Raw genomic sequence first — 13,162 nt, 5'->3', positions numbered from 1 at the left:
AATGCGCTTTTACCCGATGGCTCACGATGGGCTCCTGTCGCCGGCACCCACGCCTGCCGGGATGCCCCGGCTGCGGGCGGCGAAAGCCATCGCCAGCAAGACGCAGGCAACGACGGCGGCCGCCGCGTTCAGGCCGCCGAACCCCAGGGCGGCCAGCAGCGGGCCGGACAGGGCTGCCCCCATGGCCCCGGCGGCGCCCATCAGCGTGTCGGACAGGCCTTGGGCCGGCACGCGGCCGGACTCCGGCACCGACTCGGCCAACAGCGTGGAGCCGGCAATCACCGAGGCCGACCACCCCAGGCCCAGCAACACCAGACCGGCACCCACCAGCCACGTGTCCTGCTGTCCCACCCCGGCCAGCGCCGTCGCGGCCAGGAGGACCAGTTGCCCGCCCGCTATGGTGCGGGTTCGTCCCAGCCGGTCGGTCAGCCAGCCCATCAGCGGCGAGAGTGCGTACATGCCGGCCAGGTGCAGCGAGATCGTGAAGCCGATGATGGCGAACGTGTCTGTCTGGCTGTGCTGGTGCCCGCCGGCATGGTCCAGCGCCTGCAGGTGCACGGGCGTCATCGACATCACCGCTACCATCACCAGCTGGGCGCCCACCACGGACGCCAATCCGAGCGCGGCCATGGGATGGTGCCGGATCGCCGCCACGCCCGTCCGCAGGGTTCCGCGGTGGTTGACCGGCAGGGCTTCCCCGCCGCCGCGTGCACGCGCATAGCCCAACGGGTCCGGCCGCAGGCCCACCAGCAGCAGCGCCGCGCCGATGGCCATGCCCGCCATCGAGAACAGGAATGGTCCGGAGGATTCGGGCAACCCGAGCGCAGCGCCCAATTCGGCGCCCGGGCGGATCAGGTTGGGGCCGGCCACGGCACCGACCGTGATGGACCAGACCACGAAGGCCAGGTCCCGGCCGCGATGCTGTGGCACGGCCAGGTCCACCGCCGCGAAACGGGCCTGCAGGTTGGCTGCGTTGCCGACCCCCAAGAGGGCGGAGCCGGCCAGCAGCACCGCAAAGGATCCGGTGACCGGTGCCAGCGCCATCAACGACGAACCCAGCAGGGCCAGCAGCAGACCGGTGACCAGCGCCCGCCGGCGTCCGGAACGGGCGGCGACACCGGCCAACGGCAGCGCCGCCAGCGCGCCCGCCAGTGCTATCGCCATCGTGGACGTTCCCGCCAGGGCCTCGCTGCCGGTGAGCTCCACGGCCAGCAGCGAGCCGATGGCCAGCCCGGCGCCGTGGCCCAAGCCGCTGAACAGCTGGGCCAGGGACAGGGAAACAACGACGCGGCGCTGAACGGCCCTCGTGCGAGGGTCTGCGTTCAGCGCCGCGTCTGGTTGCTGGGTCACACGCCGATCCTAGTCGACCTGCAACCGGTTAAACCGCCGTTACTCGGTGTCGGACTTGGCGCGCTCAGCCTCCGACTGGACGCGCTCAGCGTTGGACCGGGCCGGCTCGGCGTCGGCCCGGGCGGCCTCGCTGTCGGCCCTTGCGCGCTCGGCGTCCTTCGCCAGCCGCGCATCGATGGCTGCCTGACGGCCGGCCGGGCTGAGCAGGCTGGCCACCGTGGCGACCACCAGGGTGCCGATGATCACTCCGAGCGACAGCTGGGTGCTGATCTCCGGGACCCACTCGACGTGCTGGCCGCCGTTGATGAACGGCAACTCGTTCTCGTGCAGCGCGTGGAAGATCAGCTTCACGCCGATGAAGGCCAGGATGACCGACAGCCCGTGCTTGAGGTAGACCAGGCGGTCCATCAGGCCGCCCAATAGGAAGTAAAGCTGGCGCAGACCCATCAGCGCGAAGATGTTCGCCGTGAAGACGATGAACGCGCTCTGGGTGAGGCCGAAGATCGCCGGGATGGAGTCAACCGCGAACAACAGGTCGGTCATGCCGATGGTGATGAAGACCATGACCATGGGGGTGAACAGGCGCTTGCCGTCGACCGTGGTCCGCAGCTTGTTGCCGTCGTAGTGCTCGCTGACCGGCAACTTCTTGGTCAGCCGGGAAATCAGCCCGGACTCGGAGCCCTCTTCCTCGTCCTCGCCCGAGTCTGTTGCCTGCTTCCAGGCGGTCCAGAGCAGGAACGCCCCGAAGATGTAGAAGACCCAGCTGAACTGGGCGATCAGCGTCGCGCCCAGCAAGATGAAGATGCCCCGCAGGATCAGCGCGATGATGATGCCGAACATCAGCACTTCCTGCTGGTACTTCCTCGGCACGGAGAACCTGGCCATGATGATGATGAAGACAAACAGGTTGTCCACGCTGAGGCTGTATTCGGTGATCCAGCCCGCCACGAATTCCTGGCCATAGTCGGGGCCGGCCTGCCAGAACAGCATGCCCGCGAAGATCAGCGCCAGGGTGACGTAGAAACCGACCCAGAGGCCGGCTTCCTTCATGGACGGCTCGTGCGGCCGCTTGACCACGTACAGCAGGTCGAACAGCAGGATGGCGCCCAGGACCACGAAGGACGTGATCTCAAAGGACAGCGATAATTGGTCCGACACGGAACCTTGCCTTTCACAGAAGATGCCGCGCGGGTGCGGTGCGCGGGTGCGAGTGTTCGCCGCAAGTCTCTCCGCCTGCCGCTCTGCGGCCAGGCCACTGCGCCCGGCGGGGCGTCGATGCCCCGCGTGTTGACGTCCACAGTGTTCGGGATACTCCCCTACGCTCGGTCAAGTGTAGCGCAGGTGCGCGACACGACGGCGGGTGCGCACCGCCGTCGTCGTTTCACCGCCGGAAGTCCGAGCGGCAGCTGTTGAGGGCCTAGGCGTGGCCCGCGGCGCGCATCTGCCGGAGGTCCTTCTTCAGGTCGGAGACCTCGTCGCGCAGCCGGGCAGCCAGCTCAAACTGCAGCTCCGCCGCGGCGGCGTGCATCTGCTCCGTCATCTGGGCGATCAGCTCGCCCAAATCCTCGGCCGGTGCCGCAGCCAGGCCGTCGCGGCGGATCTTGTCCTTGGGCACGGCGGCGGACAACCCCCGCTTGCCCTTGCCGTAGTCGAACTCCTTGAGAAGTTGCTGGGTGTCGGCGTCCTCGCGGGCCAACTGGTCGGTGATGTCGGCGATCCGCTTCCGCAGGGGCTGCGGGTCCACCCCGTGTCTCTTGTTGTGCGCGACCTGGATCTCCCGGCGGCGGTTCGTCTCCTCGATCGCCTTGGCCATCGAGTCGGTGATCTTGTCCGCGTACATGTGCACCTGCCCCGACACGTTGCGGGCGGCACGGCCGATGGTCTGGATCAGCGAGGTGCTGCTGCGCAGGAAGCCTTCCTTGTCCGCGTCCAGGATGGCGACCAGCGAGACCTCCGGCAGGTCCAGGCCCTCGCGCAGCAGGTTGATGCCCACCAGCACGTCGAACGTGCCCATCCGCAGCTCGCGGAGCAGTTCGACCCGGCGGAGGGTGTCCACGTCGGAGTGCAGGTACTGGACCTTCACGCCGTGCTCGTTCAGGTAGTCGGTGAGGTCCTCGGCCATCCGCTTGGTCAGCGTGGTGACCAGGACGCGTTCGTTGCGTTCCACGCGCGCGTTGATCTCGCCCAGCAGGTCGTCGATCTGGCCCTTGGTCGGCTTGACGATGACCTCGGGGTCCACCAGGCCCGTGGGCCGGATGATCTGCTGGACATAGCCGTCGGACTTGGACAGCTCGTACTTGCCCGGCGTGGCGGAGAGGTAGACGGTCTGGCCGATCCGTTCCAGGAACTCGTCCCACTTCAGCGGCCGGTTGTCCATCGCGGACGGCAGGCGGAAACCGTAGTCCACCAGATTGCGCTTGCGGGACATGTCGCCCTCGTACATCGCGCCGATCTGCGGCACAGTAACGTGCGATTCGTCGATCACCAACAGGAAATCGTCCGGGAAGTAATCCAGCAGGCAGTGCGGCGCGGTGCCCGGACCGCGGCCGTCGATATGCCGCGAGTAGTTCTCGATGCCGTTGCAGAACCCCATCTGCTGCATCATTTCGAGGTCATAGGTCGTACGCATCCGCAGCCGCTGCGCCTCCACCAGCTTGTTCTGCGACTCCAGGACCTGCAGCCGGTCGCGCAGTTCGTCCTCGATGTCCCTGATCGCCCGGCTCATCCGGTCCTCACCGGCCACATAATGCGACGCCGGGAAGACGTACATTTCAGTCTCTTCGCGGATGATCTCCCCGGTAACGGGATGCAGCGTCTGGATGTTCTCGATTTCGTCACCGAAGAACTCGATCCGCACGGCCAGTTCCTCGTACATCGGAATGATCTCCACGGTATCGCCCCGGACCCGGAACGTGCCCCGGTGGAAGTCGATGTCGTTGCGGGCATATTGCATGGCGACGAACCGGCGCAGCATGTCATCCCGGTTCATTTCCGCACCCTTGCGGAGCGTGACCATGCCCGCGATGTATTCTTCCGGCGTGCCCAGACCGTAGATGCAGGACACGGTGGCCACCACGATGACGTCGCGCCGGGTCAGCAGCGCGTTGGTGGCAGAGTGGCGCAAACGTTCGACTTCCTCATTGATGGAGGAGTCCTTCTCGATGAAGGTATCCGTCTGTGCCACGTAGGCTTCCGGCTGGTAGTAGTCGTAATAGGAGACGAAGTACTCCACGGCGTTGTTGGGCAGCAGCTCACGGAACTCGTTGGCCAACTGCGCGGCCAGGGTCTTGTTTTGCACCAGCACCAGGGTGGGCCGCTGCACCTTTTCCACCAGCCAGGCGGTGGTCGCGGACTTGCCGGTGCCGGTGGCACCGAGCAGCACGACGTCCTTCTCGCCCGCCTGGATCCGTTCGGTCAGTTCCGCGATGGCGGCCGGCTGGTCGCCGGCGGGCTGGAATTCGCTGACGACTTCGAAGGGCGCCACAACGCGTTTGATGTCCTGCGCAAGACTCATGACGTTAACGGTAGACCCGATTGCGGTCAGGGTGGGTCCGGAATCGCTCTGGGCCTAACCCGGGCAGCGGATCCGCGCCTGCCTTGCCCGCTGCCATTGCCCGGTACCCGCCGCGTGCGGTAGATGTGTGGGTGCAGCCGACGACGAACGGAAGGCACGCCATGGACCTGGTCCGGACCTATCCCGAGGGTGTGACGTCGTGGATTGACGTCGAACACCGTGACCTTGAGGCGGCCAAGGACTTCTACGGCGGGATCTTTGGCTGGACCTTCGCCGAGGCCACTCCGCCGGGGGTATCTCCGCGCTATGTGATCGCCAGGCTAGACGGCCGGGACGTTGCCGGCCTCGGCGAGGGCACAGCGGGCGCCACCCCCGCGTGGAACACGTACGTCGCCGTCTTGGATTCGGAAGCGGCGGCGGAGAGGATCCGCTCCGCGGGCGGTCAGGTGCTCTCCGGCCCGGCCGACGCAGGTGACGGCGGCCGGGCGACGCTGTGTGCGGATCCGGCCGGCGTCCCGTTCCGGCTCTGGCAGGCGCGGAACCGGCCGGGTGCCCAGGCGGTCAATATGCCGGGCGCCTGGAACTTCAGCGACCTGCACGCCGCCGATCCCGCCGCAGCGTCGGCCTTCTACGGAGAGGTCTTCGGCTGGCGCTTCGACGACGTCGGTTTCGGCAGCATGATTCGCGTCCCCGGCTATGGCGACCACCTGCAGGCGACCAGTGATCCCGGCATCCGCGAGCGCCAGTCGGGCATCAACGTCCCGCCGGGATTCGCCGATGCCATCGGGTGGCTCACGGGCCTGCAGCCCGGCGAGACGGCACACTGGCACGTGGCGTTCACGGTCGCCGACCGCGACGAGACCGCCGCCGAGGCTGAACGCCGGGGCGGGACGGTGCTTGGCCAAACCACGTCCGACTGGACCCGGGATGCCCTGATCCGGACCCGCAGGGCGCCGTGTTCACCGCCAGCCAGTTCGCCCCGTCCGCGGGGTGAGGCGGGCGCCGCTAGCTGCCGACGGCGGGCGGTTTCCACCCGGTGTCCCGGGCCCATTCGTTCATCTGCGGATCGGCCGTCCGGCTGAACCAGTCGTCCTTCGCACGTGCGTAGGCGCCGGTGGAGGGGTCGGACGCATGCAGGCCGGCGAGCCGACGCTTCTCGGCCAGATAAGCCGCAGCCGCGCGGGGGTTGGCCCGCAGCCAGTCCCGGAACAGCAGGGCGTAGCGCCACCCCGGGGAACCTGCTGCCCGGATGTGGACGTTGACGGCGCGGCCCGGGTCGGCGTTGCCGTGCAGTCTTTTCTGCCAGTCCCCGGGCTCCGGGTGCTGTGGTCTCGGGGTGTCGCGCCAGGTGCCGGGCCAGCGCGGGAAGCCGGCGGCCGCGAGTGCGTCCGCGGCGGAGTCGGCGTCGTCCAGGCTGCCCACGGTCACCTGCAGGTCCAGCACGTCCTTGGCCGGCAGCCCCGGAACGGCGGTCGAGCCAACGTGGTCGACGGCAAGGATGCGCGGGTCGGTGCGGCTGATCCGCGCCGCGAGCAGGGCTGCCTGCTCGGGCCAGTGTGGCTGGGGGTCGAGCAGGACCGGCGGGCCGTTGCGCGGAGCCAGCCGCCCGGCCAAGAGGTTGCGGTTGAAGGGCACCAAGCGTTCCGCCCAGAGCGCGTCCAGCGCCGCTGACAATTCCTCCCGGCTGCCGTTGTTTTCCAGCACGACGTCGGCGGCGGCCCGGCGTTCGGCCGCCGAGGCCTGGGCGGTCATGCGGGAGCGGGCGTCGGTTTCGCTCATGCCGCGGTCCTCCACCATCCGCCGCAGCCGCTCGGCTTCGGGCGCATCGATCACCAGCACCAGGTGGAAGGAGGGGCTCTGCCCGGTTTCCACCAGCAGCGGGATGTCCTGCACCAGGATGGCGCCCTCGCCCGCCGCCGCCGCCCGCGCGGCAGCGGTGGCGCGGACCAGCGGGTGCACGATCCCGTTCAGGCGCTCGCGGTGTGCGGGATCGTTGAAGACCAGGGCACCGAGCGCCGGACGGTCAAGCCGGCCGTCGGCCGTGAGGATTCCGGGGCCGAACGCGTCGACGACGGCGCGCAGGCCGTCGGTGCCGGGCTCTACGACTTCCCGGGCGATGGCATCGGCGTCGATGAGGGTGGCGCCGAGCTCGGCCAGCCGCCGGGCAGCCAGCGATTTTCCGGCGGCGATGCCTCCGGTGAGTCCGATTCTGAGCACGGCCTTAGTCTAGCCAGCACGCGGACAGGCAACGCCACCGCCGGCCCAACGTGCTGCGGGCGGTCCGGGCGCCGGCCCGCCCGCGTCCTTCCTCCGCACCGGGCCCGCCGTCGTCCTGCCCGGGCACTGGCCCGCCGTCGTCCTGCCTCCGCGGGCCTCGGTGCCCTGCCTCCCCCCGGGCTTTGGTGCCCGGGCCCGCTACTCCTCGTGCCCTTGGTCTGCGCTCATCTGGTCTTCGGCGGGCGGCGTTTCTCCGGGCGGAACGCCACCGCCGGGTTCCAGTCCGGTGATGTTCTGGCTCTCGGGATCGGGGTTGGCCGAGTCGCCTTGGTCGGCCGAGACCCGGCCTTCGTTGACGCCCTCGGGCGCGGCCGGGCCGTGGCCCTTTCCGCCTGAAACACGCGGGTCGAATTCCGGTTGGTTTTTCGCCATGGTTCCGCCGTTCGTTGCGCTTTCCGGCCGCACCGCGGGCGCGGCCCTGTGCACCCACACTAGGCACGCGTGGGCCCGCCGGACAAGGGACCCGGGCGGGCGCACTAGGCTGGATCCTATGGTTCCCCCGTCCCCCGGCAGCAGCTACACCACCGTAGCCGGCGAGCACCGGCATGAGATCGAGGTCAAACGCTCGAGGTTCATCACGGTGCTGCGGCGGGTGGAAACGGAGCAAGAAGCCCGCGGCCTGGTCGCGGAGCTGCGCCGCGAATTCCACGACGCCCGGCACCACTGCAGTGCCTTCCTGCTGGGCCCGGACCGGGGCGTCCAGCGCTCCAACGACGACGGCGAGCCCGCCGGCACGGCCGGGTCGCCCATGCTGGAGGCCCTGCTCAAACGCGAGACGGCGCCCGGGGTGACGGACCTCAGCGACGTCGCGGCCGTCGTCGTCCGCTATTTCGGGGGCATCCTGCTGGGAGCCGGAGGACTGGTGCGGGCGTATTCGGAGTCGGTGTCGCAGGCCGTGGCGGCCGCGCCGCTGGTCCGGCGGCGCCGGATGCGCCTGTTCGCGGTGCCGGCGGCGCATGCCCACGCCGGGCGTTTGGAAAATGACCTGCGCGCGGCCGGCACCGTGGTGCTTGGCAGCGAGTACGGAGCCGACGGGGTCCGGATCAGCCTGGCGATCGACGACGAGCCGGCAGTCATTTCCCGGTTCGAGGAGCAGCTTGCCGCGCTGACCTCGGGTGGTCCGGGCGCGCAACCGCTGGGCACGAAATGGGTGGACCTTGACTGAGCGGCCCGCGTTCGATTTTTCCGAGCTTCGGCGCTGGCCGGATGTGGATGCTGACAACCTCTTCGCCTACGACGCGGCGGACAGGTTGCTCCTGGACACCGCCGCGCCCCTGTTGGACGGCGTGGACGGCAGCCGGATCACGGTCGTCAACGACCACTACGGGGCGCTGACGCTGGCCCTCGCGGCAGCCGGCAAGCAGGGCATGCGCGTGGTCCAGGATCCGCTCAGCTCCGAGCAGGCCCTGGCCAACAATGCCGCGCGGAAGGGACTGACGGGCTACCGGAATGTCCTGCTGGAACCGGCGGCGTTCGACGGCGCACGGCTCGTGCTGCTGCAGTTGCCCCGCGCGCTGGATGCGCTGGAGGAGATCGCCGGCTGCATCGCGGCGGCCGCCTCGCCGGGCGTCACCGTGCTGGCCGGCGGGCGCGTCAAGCACATGACCACCGCGATGAATTCCGTACTCGGCGCCTCCTTCTCTTCCGTGACCGCGGGGCTGGCGCGGCAGAAGGCACGCGTGCTCACGGCCACGGGTCCGCTGCCGGCGACGGGCGGGCGCTTCCCCCTGGCGGAAGAGCATGACGTCGGGCTGCCGGTTCCGCTGCGGCTGCTTGCCTTCGGCGGCACCTTCGGCGGGCCCAAGCTGGATCCCGGTACACGGTTCCTGCTGCCCTTGTTGGCGGGCGCCCGGCAGGCGGACCGCGCCGTCGATCTCGGTTGCGGCAACGGATCCATCGCCGCCTATCTGGCCCTCTCACGCCCGGGCATGCGGGTGCTTGCAACCGACCAGTCGGCCTCCGCCGTCGCGTCGGCACGTGCCACGGCGGAAGCAAACGCCGTGGCGGACCGCGTGCAGGTTTGCCGGGACGATGCGTTGTCCACCCTGCCGGCGGCCTCCGAGCAGCTGGTGGTGCTCAACCCGCCGTTCCACATTGGCAACGCCGTGCACGCGGGCATCGCGCTGAAGCTCTTCGCCGACGCCGGGCGGGTGCTGGGGCCGGCCGGGGAACTCTGGACTGTCTGGAACAGCCACCTGGCCTATAAGCCGGCGCTGAACCGGCTCGTGGGTCCCACCCGGCAGGTGGCGAGGAACTCCAAGTTCACGGTCACCGTCAGCGCACGGCGCTGAGGAGCGGCTCCCGCGTGCCTGGGCGTCTGCTGCCGTTTCCCCGGCCGGGCAGCCCTAGGTCCCGTAGTACCTGCGTAACTCGGCCTCTTCCTCCGGGGTGAGGCTGTCGGACGCGTCCGGCGAGGGCGAGTCCTTGATGGTGTCATGGCTGTAGGCGACATACACGTCGCGTGACTCGATGCGGGCTCCGGCGACCGGCACGAACTTTTCGCGGGTGTCGGCCAGGCCCAGGCCAACCGTGAGCCAGGTGATGGTTCCGGTCTCCGGATCCTGGTGGACCTGCCCCACCACGCCCAGTTTCTGCTGCTCGCTGTCCCACACTGTGGATCGCTGCAAGGCGTGAATGTCGACTTTTTCTGCCATGTTCTCTCCATTCCGGCCAACGGCCTGCGTGGGTGTGCGTACGTTCCTCACCCTAAATCCCACGCCTGGACCGGGCAAGGACCGCAGCAACCCCCGGGCGGGCACCGGCCGCGCAGCGACGGTCTTCCGGCGCTTAGGGAAAGGCGCCGGAGACGGCGGAACCCCCGCGCCCTAGGGGTGCGGGGGTTCCTCAGTCAGCGATGCCGGGTTGCCCCGGCGCCGAGGGCCGTTGTTACTGGCCGGTCAGCTTCTCACGCAGTGCAGCCAGGGCTTCGTCGGAAGCCAGGGTGCCGCCGCTGGAGGCCGGAGCTGCCGGGGCGTCGGAGGAGTAGCTGGTCGGTGCGGCCTCGGACTCGCTCGGAGCCTCGGCTTCCTCTGCCATGGAGGCAGCAACCTGCTTCTTGTGGGCTTCCCAGCGCGCCTGGGCGTCGGCGTACTGCTGCTCCCACGCGGCGCGCTGCGCCTCGTAGCCTTCGAGCCACTCGTTGGTCTCCGGGTCGAAGCCCTCCGGGTACTTGTAGTTGCCCTGCTCGTCGTACTCGGCAGCCATGCCGTACAGGGCCGGGTCGAACTCGGAGCCCTCCGGATCGACGCCCTCGTTGGCCTGCTTCAGGGACAGCGAGATGCGGCGGCGTTCCAGGTCGATGTCGATGACCTTGACGAAGACCTCGTCGTTGACGGAGACGACCTGCTCGGCCAGCTCCACGTGGCGCACGGCCAGCTCGGAGATGTGGACCAGGCCCTCGATGCCGTCTTCGACGCGGACGAACGCACCGAACGGAACCAGCTTGGTGACCTTGCCCGGGACGATCTGGCCCAGAGCATGGGTGCGGGCGAAGGTCTGCCACGGGTCTTCCTGGGTGGCCTTCAGGGACAGGGACACGCGCTCGCGGTCCAGGTCCACCTCGAGCACCTCGACGGTGACTTCCTGGCCAACCTCGACGACCTCGGACGGGTGGTCGATGTGCTTCCAGGACAGCTCGGAGACGTGCACCAGGCCGTCGACGCCGCCCAGGTCCACGAAGGCACCGAAGTTGACGATCGAGGAGACGACGCCCGGGCGGACCTGGCCCTTCTCGAGCTTGTTGAGGAAGGTGGAGCGGACCTCGGACTGGGTCTGCTCGAGCCATGCACGGCGGGACAGCACAACGTTGTTGCGGTTCTTGTCCAGCTCGATGATCTTCGCTTCGATCTGCTGGCCGATGTACGGAGCCAGGTCGCGCACGCGGCGCATCTCGACGAGGGACGCGGGCAGGAAGCCGCGCAGGCCGATGTCGAGGATCAGGCCACCCTTAACAACCTCGATGACGGTGCCGGTAACAACGCCGTCCTCTTCCTTGACCTTCTCGATGTCGCCCCAGGCGCGCTCGTACTGAGCACGCTTCTTGGACAGGATCAGGCGGCCTTCCTTGTCTTCCTTGGTCAGCACCAGGGCTTCGACCTCGTCGCCGACGGAGACAACTTCGCCCGGGTCGACGTCGTGCTTGATGGAAAGCTCGCGGGAGGGAATGACACCTTCGGTCTTGTAACCGATGTCGAGCAGGACTTCGTCGCGGTCAACCTTGACGACAGTGCCTTCGACCAGATCGCCATCATTGAAGTACTTGATGGTCGCGTCGACGGCTGCGAGGAAGTCTTCAGCGGTACCGATGTCGTTGATGGCGACCTGCGGGGTACCGGGCTTCTCGGTGGAGGTGATGGTCATGTAGTAGGGGCTCCGATGTGGATAGTTTTCTGAGTTCCGCTGCTGCCCTGCTTCCCGGCGCGCAGCAGCATTGAACCGCTGCAGCACAAGGGATGCATTGCCGTTTACGGAAACGGACTGATGTGTTTTGGTGAAGCTCATGGAGCCTGCCCTTCACCGAAGGGCTCTCCATACGCATTACGCGCCCAATAAGTCTAACTGGTCGCGCCAATCCCGGCAAAGCGACTCGCCTCGTCAAGGCGCAGGTGCACGCCGAAACTGTGCCCGCGGCCCCTCTCCCGGAAGGGTCAAAAATGCGTGATGCAATACGGAGCGGTGTCCGTTGCGAACAGTCGGTCCATCCTGGACACTGCCTCCGCTGACGTACCGGAGAAGTGGCCGCCCGCCGCCAGGGTCCGCGCCCGGACTCCGCCCAGATAGAGCGACCCCAGGGAATCCACGGGCACTGTGGCGTCGACGTCCGCGTCCTCCGGCAGCACGTCGACCACTCCCCGGCCATCCTTGACGGTCAGCCGGTAGGCGCCGCCGCAGATGTCCAGCGGATCGGTGATCCGCAGTGTGCACGAGCCGTCGTGCAGGTACGGCCTGGCTTGGAGGGCCGCTACCGGGTCCAGCACGCGCAGCCACAACACATCTTCGACCGCCGCCACCTCGTAGCCGCGGCTGTCCGCCAGTCCCCACGCCAGCGGATCTTCCACCGGCCCGAGCGGGAACTTGATCCGTTCCACCAGGTCCAGCGACCCGAGGTAACGCCACAACTCCACGTACGCATCCTGTCCGGCGGCAACCAGGTCAGCCACTTTCACGGTGTAGGGCTTGCTGTCCCAGCCGGCAAAGCGGTAGCTGACATAGCCGTCCGCCCGGCCGTCGCCGTCGTAATGGACGGCCGCCCGCAGCGACTTGTCTTCCGACGTTTTGTCCTCGCTCCAGCGGCCGGAGACGCGGAAGGCGTAACTGGCCTGGCGTCCGACCGAGCCAGGGGTCCGGGCGTGGAACCCGTTGAATATTTCCGGCGCCAGGTCCTGGAGCGAAGCCGGGTCGGCCAACTCCATCGTCCCCGTCGCCGCGGCGCGCAGCCCGAACCGTTCGCGGGCATCGATTTCCACTTCGCGGATGAACGTCGCCGCGCCAAACCCGAAGCGTCCGTAGATGGTGGCCTCGGAAGCGGTGAGCGCCGCCATCGCGAGTCCCCGGCCGGCCGCCTGTTTCAGGTCGTCGGTGATCATCCGCCGCAGCAGGCCGCGGCGCCGATGCGTCGCCCGGACCGTCACCGCGGTGATCAGGTGGGTGTCCAGCAGCTGCCCGCCGCCCACGTTCAGGGTGTTGACCATGGTGGCGTAAGTAGCGACAGGTACTTGGGGGTCCCACACGCCAGGGCGCTGCGTGTCGTCGTAGGCACCCCACAGGATCCGCTGGTCCATCCCGTAGACCCGGGCGTAGGCGGCGATGTCGGAGGCATCGGGCTTGCCGTCGTGGAACCCGAACCTGACCGCTTCGAACCAGCCGAGGGTCCTGGCGTCGGGCCGGTCGCCGTCGAGCCCGGCGGCAAACCGGTCGATGCGGATGTCCTGGCGGGTTTCCTGAGTGCGCGTGGTCACGATCTACGAGCCTAGCGGCACCTCCCCCCGGTCCACCAGAGGGAGCCGCAGCCATCGCACAGAA

At 68.5% G+C, this 13,162-nt stretch carries 11 protein-coding genes; 3 read left to right on the top strand and 8 right to left on the bottom strand.

Going from position 1 to position 13,162, the window contains the following annotated elements; translation table 11 throughout:
• Nucleotides 1-21 precede the first annotated feature (21 nt).
• The 3 genes from AC5RVG_RS11295 to uvrB all read right to left on the bottom strand — a co-directional run bounded on the left by AC5RVG_RS11295 (nucleotide 22) and on the right by uvrB (nucleotide 4,864).
• A complete protein-coding gene (locus AC5RVG_RS11295) occupies nucleotides 22-1,350 on the bottom strand; it encodes an MFS transporter (RefSeq protein WP_494013910.1) in 1,329 nt (442 codons plus the stop codon).
• Between the two features lie 39 nt (nucleotides 1,351-1,389).
• Entirely contained in the window at nucleotides 1,390-2,508 is a 1,119-nt protein-coding gene (locus AC5RVG_RS11290; protein WP_494013909.1) for a TerC family protein, read from the bottom strand.
• Nucleotides 2,509-2,767: 259 nt separating this feature from the next.
• A complete protein-coding gene (gene uvrB / locus AC5RVG_RS11285) occupies nucleotides 2,768-4,864 on the bottom strand; it encodes an excinuclease ABC subunit UvrB (RefSeq protein ID WP_494013908.1) in 2,097 nt (698 codons plus the stop codon).
• A gap of 161 nt (nucleotides 4,865-5,025) precedes the next feature.
• Here uvrB and AC5RVG_RS11280 point away from each other — a divergent pair, with 161 nt between their 5' ends.
• On the top strand, nucleotides 5,026-5,946 hold the full coding sequence (locus AC5RVG_RS11280) for a VOC family protein (RefSeq protein ID WP_494013907.1): 921 nt from the start codon (nucleotides 5,026-5,028) through the stop codon (nucleotides 5,944-5,946).
• On the opposite strand, the gene coaE is transcribed toward AC5RVG_RS11280, so the two are convergent.
• Both coaE and AC5RVG_RS11270 read right to left on the bottom strand, forming a co-directional pair.
• Nucleotides 5,870-7,081, bottom strand: a complete 1,212-nt coding sequence (coaE, locus tag AC5RVG_RS11275; protein ID WP_494013906.1) for a dephospho-CoA kinase — start codon at nucleotides 7,079-7,081, stop codon at nucleotides 5,870-5,872. The genes AC5RVG_RS11280 and coaE overlap by 77 nt on opposite strands.
• Nucleotides 7,082-7,279: 198 nt before the next feature.
• Entirely contained in the window at nucleotides 7,280-7,513 is a 234-nt protein-coding gene (locus tag AC5RVG_RS11270) for a DUF6480 family protein (protein WP_493999616.1), read from the bottom strand.
• Between the two features lie 118 nt (nucleotides 7,514-7,631).
• Between AC5RVG_RS11270 and AC5RVG_RS11265 the strand changes: the two genes are divergently transcribed.
• Nucleotides 7,632-8,306, top strand: coding sequence for an IMPACT family protein (locus AC5RVG_RS11265; RefSeq protein ID WP_494013905.1), 675 nt, complete (start codon nucleotides 7,632-7,634; stop codon nucleotides 8,304-8,306).
• Nucleotides 8,299-9,432: a class I SAM-dependent methyltransferase gene (locus AC5RVG_RS11260; protein WP_494013904.1), complete on the top strand. Its 1,134-nt coding sequence runs from the start codon at nucleotides 8,299-8,301 to the stop codon at nucleotides 9,430-9,432. Before AC5RVG_RS11265 ends, AC5RVG_RS11260 begins: the two co-directional genes overlap by 8 nt.
• Nucleotides 9,433-9,486: 54 nt before the next feature.
• Here AC5RVG_RS11260 and AC5RVG_RS11255 read toward each other — a convergent pair whose 3' ends face one another.
• The 3 genes from AC5RVG_RS11255 to AC5RVG_RS11245 all read right to left on the bottom strand — a co-directional run bounded on the left by AC5RVG_RS11255 (nucleotide 9,487) and on the right by AC5RVG_RS11245 (nucleotide 13,098).
• Nucleotides 9,487-9,795, bottom strand: coding sequence for a PRC-barrel domain-containing protein (locus AC5RVG_RS11255; RefSeq protein WP_494013903.1), 309 nt, complete (start codon nucleotides 9,793-9,795; stop codon nucleotides 9,487-9,489).
• A 232-nt stretch (nucleotides 9,796-10,027) separates the two neighbouring features.
• Complete coding sequence (rpsA, locus tag AC5RVG_RS11250) at nucleotides 10,028-11,500, bottom strand: 30S ribosomal protein S1 (protein ID WP_493980210.1); 1,473 nt, start codon at nucleotides 11,498-11,500, stop codon at nucleotides 10,028-10,030.
• A 287-nt stretch (nucleotides 11,501-11,787) separates the two neighbouring features.
• A complete protein-coding gene (locus AC5RVG_RS11245; RefSeq protein ID WP_494013902.1) occupies nucleotides 11,788-13,098 on the bottom strand; it encodes a GNAT family N-acetyltransferase in 1,311 nt (436 codons plus the stop codon).
• Nucleotides 13,099-13,162: the final 64 nt, after the last annotated feature.

The sequence above is a fragment of the Arthrobacter senegalensis genome (assembly GCF_059091765.1).
This window is presented reverse-complemented; position numbering and strand designations above follow the sequence as displayed.

Excerpts from the sequence above, each read along its gene's own strand:
- AC5RVG_RS11255 (WP_494013903.1), bottom strand. The coding sequence starts at position 9,795 with ATGGCAGAAAAAGTCGACATTCACGCCTTGCAGCGATCCACAGTGTGG.
- uvrB (WP_494013908.1), bottom strand. The coding sequence starts at position 4,864 with ATGAGTCTTGCGCAGGACATCAAACGCGTTGTGGCGCCCTTCGAAGTC.
- rpsA (WP_493980210.1), bottom strand. The coding sequence starts at position 11,500 with ATGACCATCACCTCCACCGAGAAGCCCGGTACCCCGCAGGTCGCCATC.
- AC5RVG_RS11270 (WP_493999616.1), bottom strand. The coding sequence starts at position 7,513 with ATGGCGAAAAACCAACCGGAATTCGACCCGCGTGTTTCAGGCGGAAAG.
- AC5RVG_RS11280 (WP_494013907.1), top strand. The coding sequence starts at position 5,026 with ATGGACCTGGTCCGGACCTATCCCGAGGGTGTGACGTCGTGGATTGAC.
- AC5RVG_RS11265 (WP_494013905.1), top strand. The coding sequence starts at position 7,632 with ATGGTTCCCCCGTCCCCCGGCAGCAGCTACACCACCGTAGCCGGCGAG.